Source organism: Microlunatus elymi (assembly GCF_007362775.1).
Classification (GTDB): domain Bacteria; phylum Actinomycetota; class Actinomycetes; order Propionibacteriales; family Propionibacteriaceae; genus Microlunatus; species Microlunatus elymi.
On sequence record NZ_CP041692.1, the window covers coordinates 1353402 to 1374235 of the forward strand.

Below are 20834 nucleotides of genomic sequence, written 5' to 3' on the forward strand. Positions count from 1 at the left end.
GGTGTCGGCGGTGGTGCTGGCCGGCGGGTTGCTGTTCGGCACGGTCGGCTGCAGCCCGACGATCCAGTCCGGTGGCCGGGAGATCGCCGATCCTGGCCAGCCGTTGCAGGCTGCGTTGAGCAAGCTGAAGAAGGACAACTACGCCAGCATCCAGAACAACAGCGTCACCGTCGGCGACAACACCAACTGCTTCTATCAGCGGCCGAACAAGGACTCCGACGACATCACCGACCAGGTCGCCTGCGGCCCGATCCGCCGGATCGGCCAGCCCGATGATCACGTCTGGGACACCTACCGGCTGAGCTTCCAACCGTCGGCCGACGGCAAGAGCACCGCGCGGGTGCAGTCGGCGACGGCTCATGCGGTCGTGGTGAACACGGCGCTGCTGGTCTCGCCGGATGACACCAAACCCGGTGCCGCCGCGGACGTGCCGGCGCCGCAGGTGCCGCAGACCTCGATCACCGACCGTGCCGTTGCGCTGTCCGATCAGGATCTCTCCGATGTCACCTTCAGCACCCCGGCCCAGCCGATCAAGCTGATCACTCCGACGGCCACCGTGCAGGTGATCGGCCAGGCCGTTCCCGGGCGGGTGCCGCAACAGTTGGTCGCCGGCCAGGACGATCCGGCCGGCAATGCGCCGTACTATCGGCCGGCGACCGGGCAGAAGGTGTACGCGTACAAGGTCAAGATCAGCGCCCCGGCCGAACACGCCGTACCGGCGTCCACCACAGCCGCTGGTACTGTGCCCGATCTGACCACCCAGCTGTCGATCGGCGTCGGTGATCAACAGCTGCCGATCGCCGACAACCGCGCCGACCCGCAGAAGTCGTTCAAGATCAACTGCGGTACGACCGGTGCCGCCTATCCGTGCAAGCCGGCGGCCGACACGTTCGTGATCCTGATGACCGTGCCGGACAACGCCGCCCCCAGCTTGGCGGCGACCACCGCCAAGCACACTCAGTCGATCGCATTGGGAACGGGGCAGCTGACGAGCTCGGTCTCGCAGGTCGAGTACGGGCACAACTCGCTGGTGGCGAAGATCGGCGAGAAGGTGAAAGTGCCGTCGTACCAGGCCAAGATCAGCGTCCCCGATCCCACCGCCAAGCCACCGGCCGATGATCAGAGTGCCGATGATCAGAGTGCCGGTGATCAAAGCGCTGGTGATCAAAGCAAGGGTGGGTCGTCCAAGGACGAGCCCTCGGCCGACAGCAGCGCCGGTGCCTCCGACAAGCAGACCGAGCCGGCGACCAAGACCAAGACCAAGAAGGCCTCCTGGTCGATGCGGATCGATTCGGTCGCGCTGTCGGCCTTCGATCCGACCCGTGGCTGGGCGCCCGCGGGCAAGGCGTGGTTGGTGGTCACCACCTCCGGCTATGCCAAGCACGATCCGGACGACGCGTTCACCGACAAGCGAGTCTCCAGCATCGCGGTGACCTCGGCCGGCGCGACCTACCGACCCGACGGGCTGACCGACGCCGACTTCGCCGGCGGCGGGCCGTTGGCCACCAGCAGCGAAGTCAGCTGGGTCTTCTCGGTGCCGGACGACCTGACCGAGGCGGACTTCACCTTCCGGCCGACAGGCACGGTCGCTGCCGACGGCACCAGCACCGCGTTCACCGTCCCCAAGCCGGCAACCGCCACCCTCAAGCCGCCCAAGTAGCCGCACCCGCCCAAGGTCGACTGCCACCCCGAAATCTGCCGAACTCGGCACAGCCGCGCGCAAGATCGACTCCCGCAGCCGCTATTTCGCGCGCGGCGGTCGATTTCGGGTGCGGGAGTGGTGTCGGCGGCCGGCTTCGCGCGCGGCGGTCGATTTCGGGTGCGAGGGTGGCGGGCGGCCGGGGGCCCGTGGGGTCAAGGGGACCGTTCTCGACTCTGGTGGGGAAACGGCCGGGGGCCCGTGGGGTCAAGGGGACCGATCTCGACTGTGGTGGGAAAGCGTCCGGGGTCCGTGGGGTCAAGGGGACCGTTCTCGACTGTGGTGGGAAAACGTCCGGGTGGTCAACGGGTTGGTGGTGGCGACCCCGGCCGGGGCTGAGAACGGCGCCCAGGATTGGGTTGCGGGCGGGGACCGGTGGCAGACTCTGCGGGCGGGCGCGGCCGGATCCGTGGCTCTGCTGGCCCCCATCGGTGCGCAGCCGAAGATTGGCAGCGAGCCGAAGACCGGATTTGGAATGTAGGGCGACCTCTGACAAGATATTCGGGTTGCTCCGACGGGGTCGCCGGGGTGAGTCGTGCCCAGCACGCAATTTCGACCGTCAGGTCGAGATGTGTGCGGGTGGCCACCGGACCGCGAGACCCCCTGATCCACCTGGATCGGGTGCGCCTGATCTGTTGATCGGGTGTTCATCACAACGCAAAGCACGACCCGAGCCTGGGTCGTCGTGCGCTTGAGATGGCCGACACGCCCGACCTCGGGGGTCGGACGAAGAGTCGGGCCGAGGAGTCGGATCGAGGTCCGGACGCCGGGGCAGCACGCAAGGCCAACAACGTGGCTCTGCCACAACAGATGCGTTGATAACAGCAGAGTGCGTAACAGCTGAAGCAGGAAGAGGGACGGACTGTGGCGGGACAGAAGATCCGCATCAGGCTCAAGGCCTACGACCACGAGGTCATCGACGGGTCGGCGCGCAAGATCGTCGACACGGTGACTCGTACGGGTGCGAAGGTCGCGGGCCCGGTGCCGCTGCCGACGGAGAAGAACGTGTTCTGCGTGATCCGTTCTCCGCACAAGTACAAGGACAGCCGCGAGCACTTCGAGATGCGTACGCACAAGCGGCTGATCGACATCATCGACCCCACCCCGAAGACGGTTGACTCGCTGATGCGGCTCGACCTGCCGGCCGGTGTCGACATCGAGATCAAGCTCTAGAGGGACGCACGATGAGTGAGCGCAAAGTGAAGGGACTGCTGGGCACCAAGCTCGGCATGACCCAACTCTGGGACGAGAACAATCGCGTGGTTCCGGTGACCGTCGTCGCCGCCGGCCCGTGCGTGGTGACCCAGGTCCGCACCGCCGACAACGACGGCTACTCCGCCGTCCAGCTCGGCTTCGGTGCGATCAAGGCCAAGAAGGTCACCAAGCCGAGCGCCGGTCACTTCGACAAGGCCGGAGTCACCCCGCGCAAGCACCTGGTCGAGATCCGGACCACCGACGCCGACCAGTATGAACTGGGTCAGGAGCTCGGTGCCGACACCTTCGCCGAGGCCGAGATCCTCGACGTCACCGGTGTGACCAAGGGCAAGGGCACCGCCGGCGTCATGAAGCGGCACGGCTTCCACGGTCTGCGCGCCAGCCACGGTGTGCACCGCAAGCACCGCTCCCCGGGTTCGATCGGTGGCTGCGCCACCCCCGGCCGGGTGTTCAAGGGTCTGCGGATGGCCGGCCGGATGGGCAACGCCAGCAAGACCGTGCAGAACCTGACCGTGCACTCGGTTGACGCCGAGCGCGGCCTGATCCTGATCAAGGGTGCGATCCCGGGTGCCAAGGGTGGCCTGGTCGTGCTGCGGTCTGCCGCCAAGAAGGGAGAGGTCGCATGAGCCCCAGTAATGAAGCGACGGTTCGTACCGTCGACGTCGTTGACGCCAAGGGCGCCAAGTCCGGCTCTGCCGAACTGCCGGCCGACCTGTTCGACGTCACCACCAACGTGCCGCTGATCCACCAGGTCGTGACCGCCCAGCTGGCGGCTGCCCGGCAGGGGACGCACTCCACCAAGACCCGCGGCGAGGTTCGCGGCGGTGGCACCAAGCCGTACCGGCAGAAGGGCACCGGCCGCGCCCGGCAGGGTTCGATCCGCGCACCGCAGTACAACGGCGGTGGCATCGTGCACGGCCCGACCCCGCACGGCTACGCCCAGCGGACCCCGAAGAAGATGGTGGCCGCCGCGCTCCGCGGCGCCCTGTCCGACCGGGCTCGCGACGGCAAGGTGTACGTGGTCAGCTCGCTGGTCGACGGCGAGACCCCGTCCACCAAGGCGGCCCTGGCCGCGCTGACCGCGGTCACCGACACCGCCAAGGTGCTGGTCGTGCTCGGCCGGGACGAGGACGCCGCCTGGCTGAGCCTGCGCAACGTACCGACCGCGCACGTCATCGTCGCCGACCAGCTGAACGCCTACGACGTTCTGGTCAACGACGCGGTGGTCTTCACCTCCGCCGCGCTGGACGCCTACGTCGCCGGTCCGGCCAAGGGCAAGTCGGTGAAGGCAACCGCCACTGAGTCCGAAGCGAACGAGTCTGAAGCCGAGGAGGCAGCCGAATGAGCGCCGCCGCGAAGATCCGCGACCACCGCGACATCTTGCTGGCGCCGGTCGTCAGCGAGAAGAGCTACGGCCTGCTGGACGAGAACAAGTACACCTTCGTGGTGGCGCCGCAGGCCAACAAGACCGAGATCAAGATCGCGGTCGAGAAGGTCTTCAGCGTCAAGGTCACCGGTGTGAACACCTACGTCCGCAAGGGCAAGAAGCAGCGCACCCGGTTCGGGTACGGCAAGCGCCCGGACAGCAAGCGTGCGATCGTCACCGTCGCCGAGGGTCAGAGCATCGACATCTTCGGCGGACCGGTCGGCTGAGGGATAGGGACTGAACATGGCTATTCGTAAGTACAAGCCGACCACACCCGGTCGTCGCGGTGGCTCGGTGGCCGACTTCGCCGAGGTCACCCGTTCGACCCCGGAGAAGTCGCTGCTGGTGCCGAACCCGAAGACCGGTGGCCGCAACAACAACGGCCGGATCACCTCCCGCCACATCGGCGGCGGCCACAAGCAGGCCTACCGGCTGATCGACTTCAAGCGGTACGACAAGGACGGGGTGCCGGCCAAGGTCGCGCACATCGAGTACGACCCGAACCGCACCGCCCGGATCGCACTGCTGCACTACGCCGACGGCGAGAAGCGCTACATCGTGGCGCCGAACGGCCTGAAGCAGGGTGCGCCGGTGGAGGCCGGTGAGGGCGCCGACATCAAGACCGGCAACAACCTGCCGCTGCGCAACATCCCGGTCGGCACCACGGTGCACGCGGTCGAGATGCGCCCAGGCGGCGGGGCCAAGCTCGGCCGCAGCGCCGGCGCCTCCATCCAGCTGGTCGCCCGCGAGGGCAAGTACGCCACGCTGCGGATGCCTTCCGGTGAGATGCGGATGGTCGACGTTCGCTGCCGCGCCACCATCGGCGAGGTCGGCAACGCCGAGCAGTCCAACATCAACTGGGGCAAGGCCGGCCGCAACCGCTGGAAGGGCAAGCGCCCCAAGGTTCGTGGTGTCGTGATGAACCCGGTCGACCACCCGCACGGCGGTGGCGAGGGCCGTACCTCCGGTGGCCGGCATCCGGTCTCCCCGTGGGGCAAGCCGGAAGGCCGTACCCGTAACAAGAACAAGGCGAGTTCTCGTCTGATCGTCCGTCGTCGCAAGACCGGCAAGAAGCGCTGAGCAGGAGTCTGAGCAGATATGCCACGCAGCCTGAAGAAGGGCCCTTCGTTGATGATCATCTGGCCAAGAAGGTCGATGCTCAGAACGAGAAGGGCACCCACACCGTGATCAAGACCTGGTCGCGCCGTTCGATGATCACGCCGGACATGATCGGCCACACCATCGCCGTGCACGACGGTCGCAAGCACGTCCCGGTCTTCATCTCCGATTCGATGATCGGTCACAAGCTCGGTGAGTTCGCCCCGACCCGGACCTTCCGTGGTCACGACAAGGACGACCGCAAGTCGCGCCGCCGCTGAGAAGAGGAACCCAGATGAGTAACGCAGAGAAGACCCGGCCGTCTCGCCGGGACGCGCTGCTGGGTGACCGGCAGGGCTCGTACGCGATCGCCCGTGGCGTCCGGATGTCACCGACCAAGGTGCGCCGGGTGGTGGACGTGATCCGCGGCCTGGACGTCACCGAGGCGTTGGACACGCTCAAGTTCGCGCCGCAGGCGGCGGCCGAGCCGGTCAGCAAGGTGATCGCGTCCGCGGCGGCCAACGCCGAGAACACCGAGAACCTGCGCACCGAGCAGCTGTACGTCTCCCAGGCGTTCGTGGACGAGGGCATGACCATGCGCCGGATCCGCCCGCGGGCCAAGGGATCGGCCAGCCGGGTGCTCAAGCGCAGCAGCCACATCACCGTCGTCGTCGAGAAGAAGGAGGCCTGAGCCATGGGTCAGAAGATCAACCCGCACGGCTTCCGGCTCGGCATCAGCACCGATCACAAGAGCCGCTGGTACGCCGACAAGGCCTACGCCGACTACGTCGGTGAGGACGTCAAGATCCGCCGCAGCCTCCACAAGGGTCTGGAGCGGGCCGGCATCTCCAGCATCGAGATCGAGCGGACCCGGGATCGGGTCCGGGTCGACATCTACACCGCCCGCCCGGGCATCGTGATCGGCCGCAACGGCGCCGAGGCGGAGCGGGTGCGCGGCGAGTTGGAGAAGCTGACCGGCAAGCAGGTCCAGCTGAACATCCTCGAGGTCAAGGGCACCGAGACCGACGCGCAGCTGGTCGCCCAGGGCGTGGCCGAGCAGCTCGCGTCCCGGGTGCAGTTCCGCCGGGCCATGAAGAAGGCGCAGCAGAGCGCGATGCGGGCCGGTGCCAAGGGCATCCGGATCCAGTGCTCCGGTCGTCTCGGCGGCGCCGAGATGAGCCGCTCGGAGTTCTACCGCGAGGGTCGGGTTCCGCTGCACACGCTGCGGGCCGACGTCGACTACGGCTTCTTCGAGGCTCGTACCTCCTTCGGCCGGATCGGCGTGAAGGTGTGGATCTACAAGGGTGACGTGTCCGGGACCCGGGCCGAGCGGGCCGCGCAGAAGGCTGCCCGCAATGCCGCCCAGGGCAACCGTCGTCCGGGCCGTGGCCGTGGTGGCCGGGGCGATCGTCCCGAGCGGGGCGGCCGGCGCCGGCAGGACTCCGTTAACGCCGCGCCGACCGAGACCGCCGGACAGCCGGCAGCCTCGGCGCAGGCGACGAGTGGGCAGGAGAGTTAAGCAATGTTGGTTCCGCGCAAGGTCAAGTTCCGCAAGCAGCATCACCCGACCCGTCGGGGGATGGCCAAGGGCGGTACGGAGCTGGCGTTCGGCGACTACGGCATCCAGGCGCTCGCGCCGGCCTACGTCACCAACCGGCAGATCGAAGCCGCTCGTATCGCCATGACCCGTCACATGAAGCGTGGCGGCAAGGTCTGGATCAACATCTACCCGGACCGCCCGCTGACCAAGAAGCCGGCCGAGACCCGGATGGGTTCCGGCAAGGGTTCCCCGGAGTGGTGGATCGCCAACGTCAAGCCCGGACGGGTGATGTTCGAGCTCTCCGGCGTTACCGACGACGTCGCCCGTGAGGCGCTGCGACTGGCGGTGCACAAGCTGCCGATGAAGTGCCGCATCGTGTCGCGTGAGGCAGGAGATAACTGATGGCGAACACCGTGAAGGCCGCGGATCTGCGGTCGCTGAGCCGCGACGAGCTCAACGCGAAGGTCGTCGAACTGAAGGAAGAGCTGTTCACGCTGCGGTTCCAGGCCGCCACCGGGCAGCTGGAGTCACACGGTCGGCTGCGGTCGGTCCGTAAGGACATCGCCCGGATCTACACCGTGCTGACCGAGCGCAGCCTCGGCATCACCGACGATCCGGACAGCGAAACCGCTGTTACCGAAACGGCTGGTGCCTGAGATGAGCGAGCAGAGGAACGAAGTGAGTTCAGAGTTGTTGGCCGACACCGCCGACGCCGAGCAGGTCGTGGCCGAGGTCGCGCACACCTCGTCCGATCGGGGCCGCCGCAAGGTCCGTGAGGGCCTGGTGGTCAGCGACAAGATGGACAAGACCGTCGTGGTCGCCGTCGAGGACCGGATCAAGCACCGGTTGTACGGCAAGGTCATGACCCAGACCACCAAGCTCAAGGTGCACGACGAGGAGAACTCGGCCGGCATCGGTGACCGGGTGGTCGTGATGGAGACCCGTCCGCTGAGCGCCACCAAGCGCTGGCGCCTGGTCAAGATCGTCGAAAAGGCCAAGTAACGCCGACTTGTCAGTCGCTGGTGTGGCTATAGCCAAACCACGTACTGACAACTCAGAGGAAGAGTAGAGAGAAATGATCCAGCAGGAGTCGCGGCTGAAGGTCGCCGACAACACCGGTGCCAAGGAGATCTTGTGCATCCGGGTGCTCGGCGGATCCGGTCGCCGCTACGCCGGAATCGGCGATCAGATCGTGGCCACGGTGAAGGACGCCATCCCGGGCGGCAACGTGAAGAAGGGCGAGGTCGTCAAGGCCGTCGTCGTACGCACCGTGAAGCAGCGTCGCCGGGCCGATGGTTCCTACATCAAGTTCGACGAGAACGCCGCGGTGATCCTGCGCAACGACGGTGAGCCGCGCGGCACCCGCATCTTCGGCCCGGTCGGCCGTGAGCTGCGGGAGAAGAAGTTCATGCGCATCATCTCGCTCGCCCCGGAGGTGATCTGACCCATGACCAAGAAGAACACCAAGATCAACGCCGCCGTCTCCCGCGAACACGCCCGCGTGGACATTCGCAAGGGTGACCGGGTGAAGGTACTGTCCGGCAAGGACAAGGGCCTGACCGGTGAGGTGCTGTCGGTTCAGCCCGATCGCGAGCTGGTCACCGTCTCCGGCGTGAACATCGTCAAGCGGCACCTGAAGGACACCCAGGCGCAGCCGAACAGCCAGCAGACCAAGGGCGGCATCGTCTCGTCCGAGGCCCCGATCCACGTCTCCAACGTCGGCCTGGTCGTCAAGGACGGCGAGGGCAACGAGGTGACCACTCGGATCGGACACCGTCGTGACCAGGTGACCAAGCGTCGCCCGGACGGCACCGAGTACACCGCATACCGGTCGGTGCGGATCGCCCGCAAGACCGGGGAGGAGATCTGATGACCAGCACCGCAGCAGAGCAGTACGTGCCGCGGCTGAAGCAGCGCTACGCCACCGAGATCGTGCCGACGCTGCAGCAGGAGTTCAACTTCGCCAACGCGATGCTGATCCCGCGGCTGACCAAGATCGTGGTCAACATGGGTGTCGGCGACGCGGCTCGCGACTCCAAGGTGATGGACGGCGCCGTACGGGATCTGACCACCATCACCGGTCAGAAGCCGCAGGTGACCCGGGCCAAGAAGTCGATCGCCCAGTTCCGGCTCCGCGAGGGCCAGCCGATCGGCGCGCACGTGACCCTGCGCGGCCAGCGGATGTGGGAGTTCGCCGACCGGCTGCTCACCCTGGCGCTGCCCCGGATCCGTGACTTCCGCGGCCTGTCGCCGAAGCAGTTCGACGGCAACGGCAACTACACCTTCGGTCTTTCGGAGCAGGTCATGTTCCACGAGATCGACCAGGACAAGATCGACCGGGTGCGGGGGATGGACATCACCTTCGTGACCACGGCGACCAACGACGACGAGGGCCGGGCGCTGCTGCGCAACCTCGGCTTCCCGTTCCGTGCCAACTGAGCTATTGGCCAACTGAACCAGCGAAGAAGAGAGATATCGACGTGGCGAAGACAGCGCTGAGGGTCAAGGCGGCTCGCAAGCCGAAGTACGGCGTCCGGGCCTACACCCGGTGCCAGAAATGCGGCCGGCCGAAGGCCGTCTACCGCAAGTTCGGGCTCTGCCGGATCTGCCTGCGGGAGATGGCGCACAAGGGCGAGCTGCCCGGTGTGACCAAGTCGTCTTGGTGACCTGCAAGACCCCCGAAACCCCACTGATCAACGAGACAGGTCCCCGGAGCATCAATCGCCGAGGGAAACCACTCGAGAAGGAATCACACCAGCCATGACCATGACAGATCCGATCGCGGACATGTTGACCCGCGTCCGGAACGCCTCCCAGGCCTACCACGACACCGCGACCATGCCGTCGTCCACCATCAAGGTCGGGATCGCCAAGATCCTCACCGAAGAGGGCTACATCGCCGGCTACGAGGTGAAGGAGCCGGCCGAGGGTGAGGTCGGCAAGTCCTTGCTGATCACCCTCAAGTACGGCCAGAACCGGGAGCGGTCGATCGCCGGCGTACGCCGGATCTCCAAGCCGGGTCTTCGGGTGTACGCCAAGTCCACCGGCCTGCCGAAGGTTCTCGGCGGCCTGGGCATCGCCATCATCTCCACGTCGGCCGGTCTGCTGACCGACAAGCAAGCACACGCACGCAGCGTAGGCGGGGAAGTCCTCGCCTACGTCTGGTGAGCGTCGAGACCAACAGAAAGGACTGAGAAGACATGTCGCGCATTGGCAAGCTTCCTGTTCCGGTGCCGTCCGGGGTCGAGGTGACCATCGACGGTTCCCTGGTCTCGGTGAAGGGACCGAAGGGTCAGCTCGAGCACACCGTGGCCGAGCCGATCACCGTCGTCCGCAACGACGAGGGCCAGATCGTCCTGAACCGGCCCGACGACGAGCGGACGTCCAAGGCTCTGCACGGACTGTCGCGGACGCTGGTATCCAACATGGTGACCGGTGTCTCCGAGGGCTACGTGAAGAAGCTGGAGATCGTCGGCGTCGGCTACCGGGTCATCTCCAAGGGCCCGGCCGAGCTGGAGCTGAACCTGGGCTACAGCCATCCGATCAACGTGAAGGCGCCCGAGGGCATCACCTTCGCCGTCGAGTCGCCGACCAAGTTCTCGGTCGCCGGCATCGACAAGCAGCGGGTCGGAGAGGTTGCGGCCAACATTCGCAAGCTGCGTAAGCCGGAGCCGTACAAGGGCAAGGGTGTGCGGTACGAGGGCGAGCACGTCCGCCGCAAGGTCGGAAAGGCTGGTAAGTGACGATGGCGGTTTCACTGTCTGCGCGCAAGCACACCGAGCAGCGTACGAAGTCGCGGCTGCGTCGCCAGCTGCGTGGCCGGAAGAAGATCTTCGGCGGGGCCGATCGGCCGCGCCTGGTGGTCACCCGGTCCGCCAAGCACATCACCGCCCAGGTGATCGACGACAGCCGCGGTCACACGCTGGCCTACGCCTCCACCATGGAGGGCGGCCTGCGGACCGCCACCGGCGACAAGACCGAGAAGGCCAAGCAGGTCGGCCAGCTGGTCGCCGAGCGGGCCAAGGCTGCCGGGGTGGAGACCGTCGTCTTCGACCGGGCCGGCAACAAGTACCACGGCCGGATCGCGGCGCTGGCCGACGCGGCCCGCGAAAACGGTCTCGGATTCTGACCGCGGGAACTGGAGAGGTAGAACAGCTATGAGTGGATCACAGCGTCGAGGCGGCGGAGACCGCCGCGGTGACCGCCGGGGTCAGGACAAGAGCAACTACGTGGAGAAGGTCGTCGCGATCAATCGCGTCGCCAAGGTGGTCAAGGGTGGCCGCCGGTTCAGCTTCACCGCGTTGGTCGTCGTCGGCGACGGCGACGGCTCGGTCGGCATCGGCTACGGCAAGGCCAAGGAGGTGCCGGCCGCGATCGCCAAGGGCGTGGAGGAGGCCAAGAAGCACTTCTTCCACGTGCCGCGGGTGCAGGGCACCATCCCGCATCCGGTGCAGGGTGAGAAGGCGGCCGGCGTGGTCATGCTGCGCCCGGCGTCTCCCGGTACCGGTGTGATCGCCGGCGGCGCCTGCCGCGCGGTGCTCGAGGCGGCCGGCGTGCACGACGTGCTGGCCAAGTCGCTCGGCTCGGCCAACGCGATCAACGTGGTGCACGCCACCATCGCGGCCCTGCAGATGCTCGAGGAGCCCGAGGAGGTGGCCCGCCGCCGCGGCAAGTCGGTGGAGGACGTCACCCCGGCGGCGCTGCTGAAGGCACGGCAGGCCGGTATCCGGCAGGAGGCGCACGCATGAGCACGCGCCTGAAGATCACCCAGGTGAAGTCCTCGATCGGCGGCAAGCAGAACCAGCGGGACACGCTGCGTACGCTCGGCCTGAAGCGGATCGGTGACGTGTCCGCGCACGAGGACACACCGTCCGTACGAGGCATGATCGCGACGGTGTCGCACCTGATCACCGTCGAGGAGGTCGACTGATATGGCTGACGAGACCAACGAGGTCCAGAACTCCCGGCACAACGGGGGAACCGGGCTGAAGGTTCATCACCTTCGTCCGGCTCCGGGGGCCCACAAGGCCAAGACCCGGGTCGGTCGCGGTGAGGGTTCCAAGGGCAAGACCGCCGGTCGCGGCACCAAGGGTTCGAAGGCCCGGAACAACATCTCCGAGGCGTTCGAGGGCGGTCAGATGCCGCTGCACATGCGGACCCCGAAGCTGCGCGGCTTCACCAATCCGTTCCGGACCGAGTTCCAGGTCGTCAACCTGGACCGGATCTCCTCCCTCTTCCCCGAGGGCGGCGAGGTGAACCCGCAGGCGCTGGTCGAGCGTGGCGCGGTGCGCGCCGGGCTGCCGGTCAAGGTGCTGGGCTCGGGCGAGCTGAGTGTCGCGGTGCAGGTTTCGGCGCACGCCTTCTCGGCTTCGGCCAAGGAGAAGATCGCCGCAGCCGGCGGAAGCACCACCGAACTGTAAGGGTCGGTCCGCGATCACTCCCGCGATCGCGGCACGGCCAAGCCAGGAGGGGCGGCACACACTGTGGCCGCCCCTTCGGCGTATCGCCGCCCTTTCGGCATTCACGGGCATCCTGTGTGACGGGATATCCCAGCCCTCAGTCCGTTCTGGGTTGCACCCCATCTGCTTGATAGAGTCGAGCGGTTCCCGGTGGGTCTGCCTGGGACAGTTGGGCTGATCAGAGAGAAGGATTTGGATTGCTCACCGCCTTCGCAGGAGCATTCAGGACTCCGGACCTGCGCAAGAAACTCCTGTTCACGCTCGGCATCATGGTCATCTACCGACTCGGCTCGGTCATCCCGGTGCCGAACGTCGACGTCGGCACGCTGCACACGTGTGCCACCAACGCACAGGCCGGTTCGCAGGCGGGCCTGTACTCGCTGCTCTCGCTGTTCTCCGGCGGGGCGTTGCTCCAGCTGGCGATCTTCGCGCTCGGCATCATGCCGTACATCACCGCGAGCATCATCCTGCAGCTGCTGACCGTGGTGATCCCGCGGCTGGAGGCGCTGAAGAAGGAAGGCCAGTCCGGGCAGAACAAGATCACCCAGTACACGCGTTATCTGACCCTGGTGCTGGCGGTGCTGCAGTCGACCACCTTCGTCACCCTGGCCCGTAACGATCAGCTCTTCCAGAACTGCCCGGGCGTGGTCTACGACACCGGCGCGTTCCCGATCATCGTGATGATCCTGACCATGACCGCCGGTACCGGCGTGGTGATGTGGCTGGGTGAATTGATCACCGAGAAGGGCGTCGGCAACGGCATGTCGGTGCTGATCTTCACCCAGATCTGTGCGACCTTCCCGCAGGCGCTGTGGGCGATCAAGCAGCAGCGCCCGGGCGGTGCCGGCTGGGTGGTCTTCCTACTGGTGCTGGGCATCGGCCTGCTGGTGATGCTCGCGGTGATCTTCATCGAGCAGTCCCAGCGCCGGATCCCGGTTCAGTACGCCAAACGCATGGTCGGTCGCCGGGTGCTCGGCGGCACCACCACGTACATCCCGCTGAAGGTCAACCAGGCCGGCGTGATCCCGGTGATCTTCGCCTCTTCGCTGATGTACATCCCGGTGCTCTACTCGCAGTTCCGGCCGAACGGCTGGGGCGCGTCGTGGATCCAGTCGCACTTCGTCCGCGGCGATCATCCGGTCTACATGGCGACCTTTTTCCTGCTGATCATCTTCTTCGCCTACTTCTACGTCTCGATCACCTTCAATCCGCAAGAGGTGGCCGACAACATGAAGAAGTACGGCGGCTTCATCCCGGGCATCCGCGCCGGCAAGCCGACCGAGGACTACCTCGGCTACGTGCTGAACCGGCTGACCCTGCCCGGCTCGCTCTACCTGGGTCTGATCGCGCTGATCCCGATGATCGCGATCGGTGTGCTGAACACGAACTCGCAGAGCGGGTTCCCGTTCGGCGGCACCTCGATCCTGATCATCGTCGGTGTCGGCCTGGACACGGTGAAGCAGATCGAGAGTCAGCTCCAGCAACGCAACTACGAGGGCTTCCTGCGGTAGTCGCAGGCACGGGCAACGACAAGAGGATCTTCCGCTGATGCGACTGTTGATCATGGGACCGCCGGGTGCGGGCAAGGGCACCCAGGCGAAGGCGATCGCCGAGCACTACCAGATTCCCACCGTCTCCACCGGTGACATCCTGCGCGCCAACGTGGCCGCAGGTACGCCGCTCGGTCTGGAGGCCAAGCAGGTGATGGAGACCGGCGGCTATGTCGGCGACGACATCCTCAACGGCATCGTGGGCGATTGGTTGGAGCAGGACGACGCGCGGCGCGGCTTCCTGCTGGACGGATATCCGCGGACGCTGGCTCAGGTCGAGGCGCTGGACTCGATGCTGGAGCAACAGCACGTCGGACTCGACGCCGTCCTCTCGCTGAAGGTCGACATCGAAGAGGTCGTCGGCCGCCTCCGCAAGCGGGCCGAGACCGAAGGTCGTACCGACGACAGCGAGGACGCGATCCGAGTCCGCCAGCACAAGTACGCTGCCGAGACCTCCCCGCTGCTCGACGTCTACGCCCGCCGCGGCCTCCTGCTCGAGGTCGACGGCCTCGGCGAGGTCGACGAGATCACCAAGCGCATCTTCGTAGCCCTGGACTCCCGCCTCTGACCCACCTCTCACCCCGCGCGGGTCCGGAGCCCTGTCGAAGAGCCGCAAGGTCCCGAGCCTCCGGTCCGGACGTGTTCGATTTCCACCCAGCGTTGGGTTCCGGGGGCCTCGTCCCGCAGCAACGTCGATGCGCCCGCGAGATCTGCGGGCGACAGGCGCACTGTGATCAGGCGTGGGCGCCGTCGGTCGCCGGTTGAGGCGACTCCCACTCGGCCGGCCGCGGCACCGTACGCACCGCCCGGGCGATCGTGGGGATCAGGGCCACCAGGCCACACGGCAGGGCCAAGATCAACATCGCCACGGTGCCGGTCAGCACGCTGAGCAGACCGCCGGCCAGTATCGGCGCCAGCGGCATCAGCGACATCGAGGTGAAGCCCATGGTGGCGGAGAACCGGCCGAGCTGATCCTGCCGCATCTGCGTCTGGGCGTACGAGGAGATCGCGGCATTGCCGGCCGGGTTGAGGAAGATCCCGATCGCCAACGCAGCAGCCACGATCCAGGGTGTGTTCCACAGCGCCATCGGCAACAGAATCGGGACGAACGCCCAGGCCGACATGATCACCAGCAGCCCGGTGGGGATCCGCTGGATCAACCACGGTGCGCACAGGGCGCCGAGGATCCCGATGACGCCGACGCTGGTCTCGATCAGCCCGATCTGCCAGGGCGGGAACCCGGCGGAGATCAGGCGCAGGTTGGCGGCGAAGAAGACCGCGTTGACCACCAGATTCGTCAGCGGCGCCCAGATCGCCAGCACCCGCAGCATCGGATGTCCGAACTGGAACCGCCAGCCCGAGATCACGTCGGCCAGCGCGGACTGCCGTGGTCGGGGCGCTCCGTCGGGCCGGGGCGTCAAGTTCGTACGGATCCGGCCGAGCAGCAGCCAGCTGATCGCGTACGACACCGCGTCGGCGGCGAACGGCATCCATCGGGTGACCGCCAGCAGCAAGCCGCCGACCGGTGCGCCGAGCAACGACGCGATGTGCTGGCGGGCCTGATTCTGACTGAGCGCGGTGGGCAACTCCTCGGTGCTCACCACCGTACGGACGGCACCGGTCTCGGCCGGCCGGAACAGCCCCTCGGTCGCGCCGGTCAGCAACGCCACCGCGATCAGGTGCGGCACCGTCAACCAACCGGCGATCCCCGCAGCGACCACCGTCGCGTACAGCACCGCACCCGCCCCGGCCGAGACGCGCATCACCAATCGGCGATCGACCCGGTCGGCCAGTGCTCCGGCCGGCAGCATGACGACCAACATGCCGACCAGATGTGCAGTGCCGACGATCGAGGTGATCAGCGCCGAACTGGTCAGCGCGTAGCCGACCAGCGGAAACGCGAAGCTACTGATCGCGCTGCCCAGACCGGAGATCGTCTGGCCGATCCACAACACGGTGAAGTCGTGATTGCGCGCCAGCGACCGATATCCGATCCGCGCCGGCTGGGTGGCGGCCTCGTCGGCGATAGCCGGACCGGTCGACCGGCCAGATTCCGGATCCACCGATCAGCGCCCGTGCGTCGGCAGCGACAACGCCGGCCGGTGCGCATGACCGGACCGGATCCGCCGCGCCGTCGGCGTGCTCGGCGCCAGGCGGTCCGCGACCCGTCGAAGGCCGCGAGCGGCCAGGCCCCGCAGGCCCGCTTCGGGGTGCGCCTGCCGGTAGTCCTTGATCAGCCGGCGAACCTCGGCGTCGGCGTGGAGCTGGTCGATCTGCTGCCGTGCGAGCTGACCGACGAAGTACGGGTCACCGGTGCGGGTGGCCGGGATGTGGGGAGGAAGAACGCTGCTCATGACCTGCACTTTATGATGCGCAATGTCAGTTGCGCAATAGGTAGTGCGCAATTTGTGGTGCGAATTTTTTGGTAGGGTCGACCCATGAGTGACGAGAGCTCCGAACACGCGGGCGTCCGGGTGACCGACCCGCGGATGCTACGAGCGATCGCGCACCCGACGCGCAACCGGATCCTGGCCGAACTGACCGCCGCCGGACCATCTCGGGCCGCTGACCTGGCCCGCGATCTCGGCATTCCGGCGAACCAGGCGAGCTTTCATCTTCGCCAGCTCGCCAAGTACGGGATGGTGATCGAGGCGCCGGAGGTCGCCCGGGACAAGCGGGACCGGGTCTGGAAGGTGGCGGCCGAGCGCGGCTACCACGTCAACCTGCGGGCGATCGGTGAGGCGTCCGGCGGCCAGGCGGCGGTGGCCGTGTTCACCGATCAGCTCCGCAACTGGGCGGCGTACCTGGTCGACCGGGCTCTGGACGAGACCGGCGACGACCCCGATGCGCCCGAGCACGACCGGCGATCGATCACCGACTCGGAGATCCGGCTGACCGACGACGAACGCGACGAGTTCGCCGCGGACATGCAGGAGCTGTTCGATCGCTGGGCCGACCGGACCCGGGATCGCAGCGTGCCCAGGCGCAGTTACTCGTACTTCATGATCATGCAGCCGTATCCACCAGTCGCGCCGCCGGGACGCACCACCGGCGGCCACAGCGACCCGGACAAGCCGGTCGGGGAACCGAAGTCGTGAGGCTGCGTCGCCGCCGGGTCGAGATCAAGTCCGTCGACGAACTGGTGTTGATGCGCCGAGCCGGGCTGGTCGTCGCTGACGCGCTCGTTGCGGTACGGGATCGGGTGCGGTCCGGCGTGACCACCGCCGAACTGAACGGCGTCGCCGCCGAGGTCATCAACTCTGCCGGTGCCCGGCCGTCCTTTCTCGGATACGGCGAGAGCCCAACCAGGCAAGGGTTTCCGGGTGTCTGCTGCCTGTCGGTGAACGACGAGATCGTGCACGGCATCGGTGGTGATCGGGTGCTGGCCGACGGCGATCTGATCTCGATCGACTGCGGCGCGATCGTCGAGGGCTGGCACGGTGACGCCGCGATCACGGTGGAAGTCGGCGCCGTCGCGGCCGAACGCCGGCACCTCAGCCAGGCGACTCGGTCTGCCATGTGGCACGGAATCGCCGCGGCCCGGCTGGGCGGACGGGTGACGGACATCTCGGCGGCGATCGAAGCCAGGGTGGACGCGCTCGAAGTTGATCATGAACGGCCGTACGGGATCGTGGAGGGATTCGTCGGGCACGGGATCGGTTCGGCGATGCACCAGGAGCCGGACGTGCCCAACGCAGGTCGTCCCGGTCGTGGGCCCAAGATCATCCCGGGGCTCGCGCTGGCAGTGGAACCGATGCTCACCCTGGGCGAACCGGATCATCGGCTGCTCGGCGACGGCTGGACCGCGGTCACCGTCGACGGGTCCGTTGCGGCCCACTGGGAGCACACCATGACCGTGACCGAACACGGGATCTGGGTGCTGACCGCCCACGACGGCGGCGAATCCGAGTTGGCCGCGCTCGGCGTTCGGTTCGGCCCGCTCGCCAACTGAGTGCCCCGTCGCGCCGATCGAGCCCGCGCTAGCTAGCGCCTGGTGACGCTTCCCGCGCACCGTTGACGCTCCGGCGCAGGTTCGTACTTGCGCGGGAGTGCCGCAGGTGCGCGGGAACGCTGTAGATGCAAAGGAGCGGTGGCTGCCCGCGAGTAGGGTGCCGGGCATGTGCGACGCACCCCTGTTGATCAAGCAGGATCGAGAGTCGATGATCGTTGCGGTGCGCGCCGAGGGACTCGAAGTTGATCTTGAGGGCGTCGAGGTCCGCTCCGGTTGGGAGAATGTCGTGCTGGACACTCGGGACGGGTGGATCCTGCGGTTCCCGCGGGACGAACAGGTCCCGTACCAGCGAGAGCTGGCGCTGCTCGATCGCCTTCATGATCATCTTCCCGCACCGTCCGGACTCCCGCGAGCGGTAAAAACGTAGGAGCAGAAGGCTGCAAACCCCATTTGAAGACCGTTCGGGCCATCTGCTCCGACGTTCTTACCGCTCGCAGAGGTCGGGGTGGTCGGGGTGGTCGTTGCAGGCCGTCCAGCGGATCGCCATGCCGCGTTCCGGCGTAGCGACTGAACCGGGACCGCTACCGAAGCGAAGCGCGGTGCGGACTCATGGCAGGCTGAGGCGCATGGCAGACGCACCCGCACCCACCTATCCGCAAACCCGCGCCGGCGACGTGGTCGAGGAGTTGCACGGCCACCGCATCGCCGACCCGTACCGATGGCTGGAGGACCCGGACTCACCGGAGACGGCGGACTGGGTGCTGCGGCAGAACGCGTACACCGAGGAGGCATTCGCCGAGATCGGTGAGCGAGCCTGGTTCACCGAACTGATGAACAAGATCATCCGCCGGCCGCGCGCCGGAATGCCGGTGAAGAAGGGCGGCAAGTATTTCGTCAGCCGCAACGACGGCAGCCTGAACCAGGATCAGATCTTCGTCGCCGACACCTTCGACGAACTGCGGGCCGGTGGCGGTGCGGGCCGATCAGCCCGGGGTGCTCGGATGATCTTGGACCCGAACACGTTGTCCGAGGACGGCACCACCTCGGTACGAGGGTTCCAGACCAGCTTGGACGGACGCTTCTTCAGCTATCAGGTCAGCGAGGGTGGCAGCGACTGGGTCGACTTCGTGCTGCTCGAGACCGCCACCGGCGAACCGGTCGACGACGCGCCGATCCAGACCAAGTTCGGGTCTCCCAGCTGGCTTCCGGACAACACGAGCTACCTCTACGAGGCCGTTCCACACGTGGGACGAGCCGACGGTTCCCAAGCCGGACAGGTGAAGACCGGGCTGTTGAAGCTGCACCAAGTCGGCCGGCCGGAGGACGACGACCAGGTCATCGTCGACATCCGCGACGACTACACCCAGGGCATCGTGGACAAGCAGGTGTCGGTGGACGGCAAGTACGTTGCCGTCTATCTGATCGAGGGCACCGAGAACGTCAACCGGCTGTGGCTGCTCAAGATCACCGAGGTGGACGGACGCAGCATCCTGTCGGATCCGATCAAACTGATCGACACCGCGTACGCCTGGTTCGAATTCGTCCGCAGCGACGGCGACAAGATCATCTTGTACACCGATCATGAAGCCGACCGTGGCCGGGTGGTGCAGATCGATCTTGCGGAGTTCGAGCGCACCGGGGAATTGCGGCTCGAAGAGTTGATCGCCGAGACGGATGACGCCGTGCTGGCGGTGGCAGCGGCCGGGGACGAATTGATCATGGTCCGGCTGGCGGATGCTCAACCGGTCATCACTCGGTACGGGCTGGACGGATCGTTGCTGGGTAAGGTCGAGATCACCGGTGGCGCGGTCACCGGCTTGTGGGCGCGGCCGGATTCGCAGGAGTGGTTCGTCGGACTGTCCACGGTCACCTCGCCGACTCGGTCCTACCGGGTGGAGACCGGCAGCGGCCACGCGGAGCCCCTTGATGATCTTGTCCCGCCCGGCGCCGATTTCGACCCGCCAGCGTACGCCGTCGAGCGCCGACGGGCGACCAGCAGGGACGGCACCCCGGTCCCGTACTTCCTGATCACGCCGACGGACTCTGCAACAGAGCAACGGGATCCGAGCCCTGAGTCGCACCAGCCGCGGCCGACACTGCTCTACGGCTACGGCGGCTTCAACATCCCGGTCGAGGCCGACTACCGCCCCATGTGGTCGGGTTGGCTCGCGGCCGGTGGAGTGATCGCGATCGCCAACCTGCGCGGTGGTGGCGAGTACGGCAAGTCCTGGTACGACGCCGGACGGCTCGCCGACAAGCAGAATGTCTTCGATGACTTCATCGCGGTCGGTGATCATCTGGTCGCCACAGGAGTCACCACCCATGATCAACTCGCCATCCATGGTCGCAGCAACGGCGGACTTCTGGTCGGCGCAACGATGACCCAGCGGCCGGACCTTGCGGCGGTTGCACTGCCCGGCGTCGGAGTGCTGGATCTGCTGCGATTCCACAAGTTCACCGCCGGTGCGGCCTGGACCTCCGACTACGGAAACCCTGATGACAAGGCGGAGTTCGAGATTGCCCTGGCCTACTCGCCGCTGCACAACATCTCCGCAGCGGGCTACCCGGCGACCTTGATCATGACCGGTGATCATGACGACCGGGTGGTCCCGCTGCACAGCCACAAGTTCACCGCAACCCTGCAGCGGGCACAGCAGGGCGAGGCCCCGGTGCTGACCCGGATCGAAACCCAGACCGGCCACGGCATGGGCAAACCCGCCGCCATGGTCGCCGCCGAACTCGCCGACATGCTCGCCTTCGCCGCCCACTACACCGGGCTCCGGGTGCCACCGCAGTGACGTTTCGCCAGTATCCGGACACAGCCGCGCGCGAAATCTTCTCCCGCACCGGATATTTTGCGCGCGCGGGTCGTTCTTGAGTGCGGCTGATGGCGGC

The 20834-nt window shown here is 66.9% G+C and carries 29 protein-coding genes and 1 pseudogene; 28 read left to right on the forward strand and 2 right to left on the reverse strand.

Annotation, left to right across the window (positions count from 1 at the left end; translation table 11 throughout):
• Window position 1: 1 nt before the first annotated feature.
• From FOE78_RS06005 to FOE78_RS06120, 24 genes and pseudogenes are all read left to right on the forward strand, one after another.
• Window positions 2-1660 (forward strand): hypothetical protein, encoded by a 1659-nt coding sequence (locus FOE78_RS06005; RefSeq protein WP_143985487.1) that lies wholly within the window; start codon window positions 2-4, stop codon window positions 1658-1660.
• A gap of 903 nt (window positions 1661-2563) precedes the next feature.
• Window positions 2564-2872 (forward strand): 30S ribosomal protein S10, encoded by a 309-nt coding sequence (rpsJ, locus tag FOE78_RS06010; protein WP_091526937.1) that lies wholly within the window; start codon window positions 2564-2566, stop codon window positions 2870-2872.
• 11 nt (window positions 2873-2883) lie between these two features.
• A complete protein-coding gene (gene rplC / locus FOE78_RS06015; protein WP_143985488.1) occupies window positions 2884-3540 on the forward strand; it encodes a 50S ribosomal protein L3 in 657 nt (218 codons plus the stop codon).
• On the forward strand, window positions 3537-4259 hold the full coding sequence (rplD, locus tag FOE78_RS06020) for a 50S ribosomal protein L4 (protein WP_143985489.1): 723 nt from the start codon (window positions 3537-3539) through the stop codon (window positions 4257-4259). The genes rplC and rplD overlap by 4 nt, the downstream gene beginning before the upstream one ends.
• Window positions 4256-4567: a 50S ribosomal protein L23 gene (gene rplW / locus FOE78_RS06025; RefSeq protein ID WP_143985490.1), complete on the forward strand. Its 312-nt coding sequence runs from the start codon at window positions 4256-4258 to the stop codon at window positions 4565-4567. Before rplD ends, rplW begins: the two co-directional genes overlap by 4 nt.
• Before the next feature lie 16 nt (window positions 4568-4583).
• Window positions 4584-5420 carry a 50S ribosomal protein L2 gene (gene rplB / locus FOE78_RS06030; protein ID WP_143985491.1) on the forward strand — a complete coding sequence of 279 codons (837 nt, stop codon included), beginning with the start codon at window positions 4584-4586 and terminating at the stop codon, window positions 5418-5420.
• 18 nt (window positions 5421-5438) lie between these two features.
• A pseudogene (gene rpsS / locus FOE78_RS06035) lies at window positions 5439-5719 on the forward strand (30S ribosomal protein S19).
• Window positions 5720-5733: 14 nt separating this feature from the next.
• On the forward strand, window positions 5734-6129 hold the full coding sequence (gene rplV / locus FOE78_RS06040) for a 50S ribosomal protein L22 (RefSeq protein ID WP_143985493.1): 396 nt from the start codon (window positions 5734-5736) through the stop codon (window positions 6127-6129).
• Between the two features lie 3 nt (window positions 6130-6132).
• Complete coding sequence (rpsC, locus tag FOE78_RS06045) at window positions 6133-6957, forward strand: 30S ribosomal protein S3 (RefSeq protein WP_143985494.1); 825 nt, start codon at window positions 6133-6135, stop codon at window positions 6955-6957.
• A gap of 3 nt (window positions 6958-6960) precedes the next feature.
• Complete coding sequence (gene rplP, locus FOE78_RS06050; protein WP_143985495.1) at window positions 6961-7380, forward strand: 50S ribosomal protein L16; 420 nt, start codon at window positions 6961-6963, stop codon at window positions 7378-7380.
• Window positions 7380-7634, forward strand: coding sequence for a 50S ribosomal protein L29 (gene rpmC / locus FOE78_RS06055; RefSeq protein WP_143985496.1), 255 nt, complete (start codon window positions 7380-7382; stop codon window positions 7632-7634). The genes rplP and rpmC overlap by 1 nt, the downstream gene beginning before the upstream one ends.
• A 22-nt stretch (window positions 7635-7656) precedes the next feature.
• Window positions 7657-7980 (forward strand): 30S ribosomal protein S17, encoded by a 324-nt coding sequence (gene rpsQ, locus FOE78_RS06060; protein WP_456082566.1) that lies wholly within the window; start codon window positions 7657-7659, stop codon window positions 7978-7980.
• 73 nt (window positions 7981-8053) lie between these two features.
• Entirely contained in the window at window positions 8054-8422 is a 369-nt protein-coding gene (gene rplN, locus FOE78_RS06065; RefSeq protein WP_143985498.1) for a 50S ribosomal protein L14, read from the forward strand.
• Between the two features lie 3 nt (window positions 8423-8425).
• A complete protein-coding gene (rplX, locus tag FOE78_RS06070; protein ID WP_143985499.1) occupies window positions 8426-8848 on the forward strand; it encodes a 50S ribosomal protein L24 in 423 nt (140 codons plus the stop codon).
• Window positions 8848-9417 carry a 50S ribosomal protein L5 gene (gene rplE, locus FOE78_RS06075; protein ID WP_143985500.1) on the forward strand — a complete coding sequence of 190 codons (570 nt, stop codon included), beginning with the start codon at window positions 8848-8850 and terminating at the stop codon, window positions 9415-9417. The genes rplX and rplE overlap by 1 nt, the downstream gene beginning before the upstream one ends.
• A gap of 41 nt (window positions 9418-9458) precedes the next feature.
• On the forward strand, window positions 9459-9644 hold the full coding sequence (locus tag FOE78_RS06080) for a type Z 30S ribosomal protein S14 (protein WP_143985501.1): 186 nt from the start codon (window positions 9459-9461) through the stop codon (window positions 9642-9644).
• Window positions 9645-9738: 94 nt separating this feature from the next.
• Entirely contained in the window at window positions 9739-10146 is a 408-nt protein-coding gene (gene rpsH / locus FOE78_RS06085; protein WP_143985502.1) for a 30S ribosomal protein S8, read from the forward strand.
• 32 nt (window positions 10147-10178) lie between these two features.
• Window positions 10179-10721, forward strand: a complete 543-nt coding sequence (gene rplF / locus FOE78_RS06090) for a 50S ribosomal protein L6 (protein ID WP_143985503.1) — start codon at window positions 10179-10181, stop codon at window positions 10719-10721.
• 2 nt (window positions 10722-10723) lie between these two features.
• Window positions 10724-11107 carry a 50S ribosomal protein L18 gene (gene rplR / locus FOE78_RS06095; protein ID WP_143988602.1) on the forward strand — a complete coding sequence of 128 codons (384 nt, stop codon included), beginning with the start codon at window positions 10724-10726 and terminating at the stop codon, window positions 11105-11107.
• A 28-nt stretch (window positions 11108-11135) separates the two neighbouring features.
• Window positions 11136-11726 carry a 30S ribosomal protein S5 gene (gene rpsE, locus FOE78_RS06100; RefSeq protein WP_143985504.1) on the forward strand — a complete coding sequence of 197 codons (591 nt, stop codon included), beginning with the start codon at window positions 11136-11138 and terminating at the stop codon, window positions 11724-11726.
• A complete protein-coding gene (rpmD, locus tag FOE78_RS06105; RefSeq protein WP_143985505.1) occupies window positions 11723-11908 on the forward strand; it encodes a 50S ribosomal protein L30 in 186 nt (61 codons plus the stop codon). Before rpsE ends, rpmD begins: the two co-directional genes overlap by 4 nt.
• A gap of 1 nt (window position 11909) precedes the next feature.
• Window positions 11910-12398: a 50S ribosomal protein L15 gene (gene rplO, locus FOE78_RS06110; protein WP_143985506.1), complete on the forward strand. Its 489-nt coding sequence runs from the start codon at window positions 11910-11912 to the stop codon at window positions 12396-12398.
• A gap of 236 nt (window positions 12399-12634) precedes the next feature.
• Window positions 12635-13948, forward strand: a complete 1314-nt coding sequence (secY, locus tag FOE78_RS06115; RefSeq protein WP_143985507.1) for a preprotein translocase subunit SecY — start codon at window positions 12635-12637, stop codon at window positions 13946-13948.
• A 37-nt stretch (window positions 13949-13985) separates the two neighbouring features.
• Window positions 13986-14555: an adenylate kinase gene (locus FOE78_RS06120; RefSeq protein ID WP_143985508.1), complete on the forward strand. Its 570-nt coding sequence runs from the start codon at window positions 13986-13988 to the stop codon at window positions 14553-14555.
• A 166-nt stretch (window positions 14556-14721) separates the two neighbouring features.
• Here the strand turns inward: FOE78_RS06120 and FOE78_RS06125 are convergent, their stop codons facing one another.
• Both FOE78_RS06125 and FOE78_RS06130 read right to left on the reverse strand, forming a co-directional pair.
• Window positions 14722-16050 (reverse strand): MFS transporter, encoded by a 1329-nt coding sequence (locus FOE78_RS06125; protein WP_228266075.1) that lies wholly within the window; start codon window positions 16048-16050, stop codon window positions 14722-14724.
• Between the two features lie 3 nt (window positions 16051-16053).
• Window positions 16054-16341, reverse strand: a complete 288-nt coding sequence (locus FOE78_RS06130; RefSeq protein ID WP_143985509.1) for a hypothetical protein — start codon at window positions 16339-16341, stop codon at window positions 16054-16056.
• An 84-nt stretch (window positions 16342-16425) separates the two neighbouring features.
• Here FOE78_RS06130 and FOE78_RS06135 point away from each other — a divergent pair, with 84 nt between their 5' ends.
• The 4 genes from FOE78_RS06135 (at window position 16426) to FOE78_RS06150 (ending at window position 20737) form a co-directional block, all read left to right on the forward strand.
• Window positions 16426-17085: a winged helix-turn-helix domain-containing protein gene (locus tag FOE78_RS06135; protein ID WP_143985510.1), complete on the forward strand. Its 660-nt coding sequence runs from the start codon at window positions 16426-16428 to the stop codon at window positions 17083-17085.
• A 50-nt stretch (window positions 17086-17135) separates the two neighbouring features.
• Window positions 17136-17939, forward strand: coding sequence for a type I methionyl aminopeptidase (gene map / locus FOE78_RS06140; protein ID WP_266095025.1), 804 nt, complete (start codon window positions 17136-17138; stop codon window positions 17937-17939).
• A 166-nt stretch (window positions 17940-18105) separates the two neighbouring features.
• Window positions 18106-18366, forward strand: a complete 261-nt coding sequence (locus FOE78_RS06145) for a hypothetical protein (protein WP_143985512.1) — start codon at window positions 18106-18108, stop codon at window positions 18364-18366.
• A gap of 199 nt (window positions 18367-18565) precedes the next feature.
• Entirely contained in the window at window positions 18566-20737 is a 2172-nt protein-coding gene (locus FOE78_RS06150; RefSeq protein WP_143985513.1) for a prolyl oligopeptidase family serine peptidase, read from the forward strand.
• The last annotated feature ends 97 nt before the right edge of the window (window positions 20738-20834 follow it).

Excerpts from the sequence above, each read along its gene's own strand:
- rplW (WP_143985490.1), top strand. The coding sequence starts at position 4,256 with ATGAGCGCCGCCGCGAAGATCCGCGACCACCGCGACATCTTGCTGGCG.
- rplF (WP_143985503.1), top strand. The coding sequence starts at position 10,179 with ATGTCGCGCATTGGCAAGCTTCCTGTTCCGGTGCCGTCCGGGGTCGAG.
- rplN (WP_143985498.1), top strand. The coding sequence starts at position 8,054 with ATGATCCAGCAGGAGTCGCGGCTGAAGGTCGCCGACAACACCGGTGCC.
- FOE78_RS06130 (WP_143985509.1), bottom strand. The coding sequence starts at position 16,341 with ATGAGCAGCGTTCTTCCTCCCCACATCCCGGCCACCCGCACCGGTGAC.
- rplX (WP_143985499.1), top strand. The coding sequence starts at position 8,426 with ATGACCAAGAAGAACACCAAGATCAACGCCGCCGTCTCCCGCGAACAC.
- FOE78_RS06150 (WP_143985513.1), top strand. The coding sequence starts at position 18,566 with ATGGCAGACGCACCCGCACCCACCTATCCGCAAACCCGCGCCGGCGAC.
- rpsE (WP_143985504.1), top strand. The coding sequence starts at position 11,136 with ATGAGTGGATCACAGCGTCGAGGCGGCGGAGACCGCCGCGGTGACCGC.
- rplR (WP_143988602.1), top strand. The coding sequence starts at position 10,724 with ATGGCGGTTTCACTGTCTGCGCGCAAGCACACCGAGCAGCGTACGAAG.
- rplE (WP_143985500.1), top strand. The coding sequence starts at position 8,848 with ATGACCAGCACCGCAGCAGAGCAGTACGTGCCGCGGCTGAAGCAGCGC.
- rpmD (WP_143985505.1), top strand. The coding sequence starts at position 11,723 with ATGAGCACGCGCCTGAAGATCACCCAGGTGAAGTCCTCGATCGGCGGC.
- rplC (WP_143985488.1), top strand. The coding sequence starts at position 2,884 with ATGAGTGAGCGCAAAGTGAAGGGACTGCTGGGCACCAAGCTCGGCATG.
- rplO (WP_143985506.1), top strand. The coding sequence starts at position 11,910 with ATGGCTGACGAGACCAACGAGGTCCAGAACTCCCGGCACAACGGGGGA.
- rpsH (WP_143985502.1), top strand. The coding sequence starts at position 9,739 with ATGACCATGACAGATCCGATCGCGGACATGTTGACCCGCGTCCGGAAC.
- map (WP_266095025.1), top strand. The coding sequence starts at position 17,136 with ATGCGCCGAGCCGGGCTGGTCGTCGCTGACGCGCTCGTTGCGGTACGG.
- rpsC (WP_143985494.1), top strand. The coding sequence starts at position 6,133 with ATGGGTCAGAAGATCAACCCGCACGGCTTCCGGCTCGGCATCAGCACC.
- rplB (WP_143985491.1), top strand. The coding sequence starts at position 4,584 with ATGGCTATTCGTAAGTACAAGCCGACCACACCCGGTCGTCGCGGTGGC.
- FOE78_RS06145 (WP_143985512.1), top strand. The coding sequence starts at position 18,106 with ATGTGCGACGCACCCCTGTTGATCAAGCAGGATCGAGAGTCGATGATC.
- rplP (WP_143985495.1), top strand. The coding sequence starts at position 6,961 with ATGTTGGTTCCGCGCAAGGTCAAGTTCCGCAAGCAGCATCACCCGACC.
- rplD (WP_143985489.1), top strand. The coding sequence starts at position 3,537 with ATGAGCCCCAGTAATGAAGCGACGGTTCGTACCGTCGACGTCGTTGAC.
- FOE78_RS06120 (WP_143985508.1), top strand. The coding sequence starts at position 13,986 with ATGCGACTGTTGATCATGGGACCGCCGGGTGCGGGCAAGGGCACCCAG.
- rpmC (WP_143985496.1), top strand. The coding sequence starts at position 7,380 with ATGGCGAACACCGTGAAGGCCGCGGATCTGCGGTCGCTGAGCCGCGAC.
- rplV (WP_143985493.1), top strand. The coding sequence starts at position 5,734 with ATGAGTAACGCAGAGAAGACCCGGCCGTCTCGCCGGGACGCGCTGCTG.
- FOE78_RS06135 (WP_143985510.1), top strand. The coding sequence starts at position 16,426 with ATGAGTGACGAGAGCTCCGAACACGCGGGCGTCCGGGTGACCGACCCG.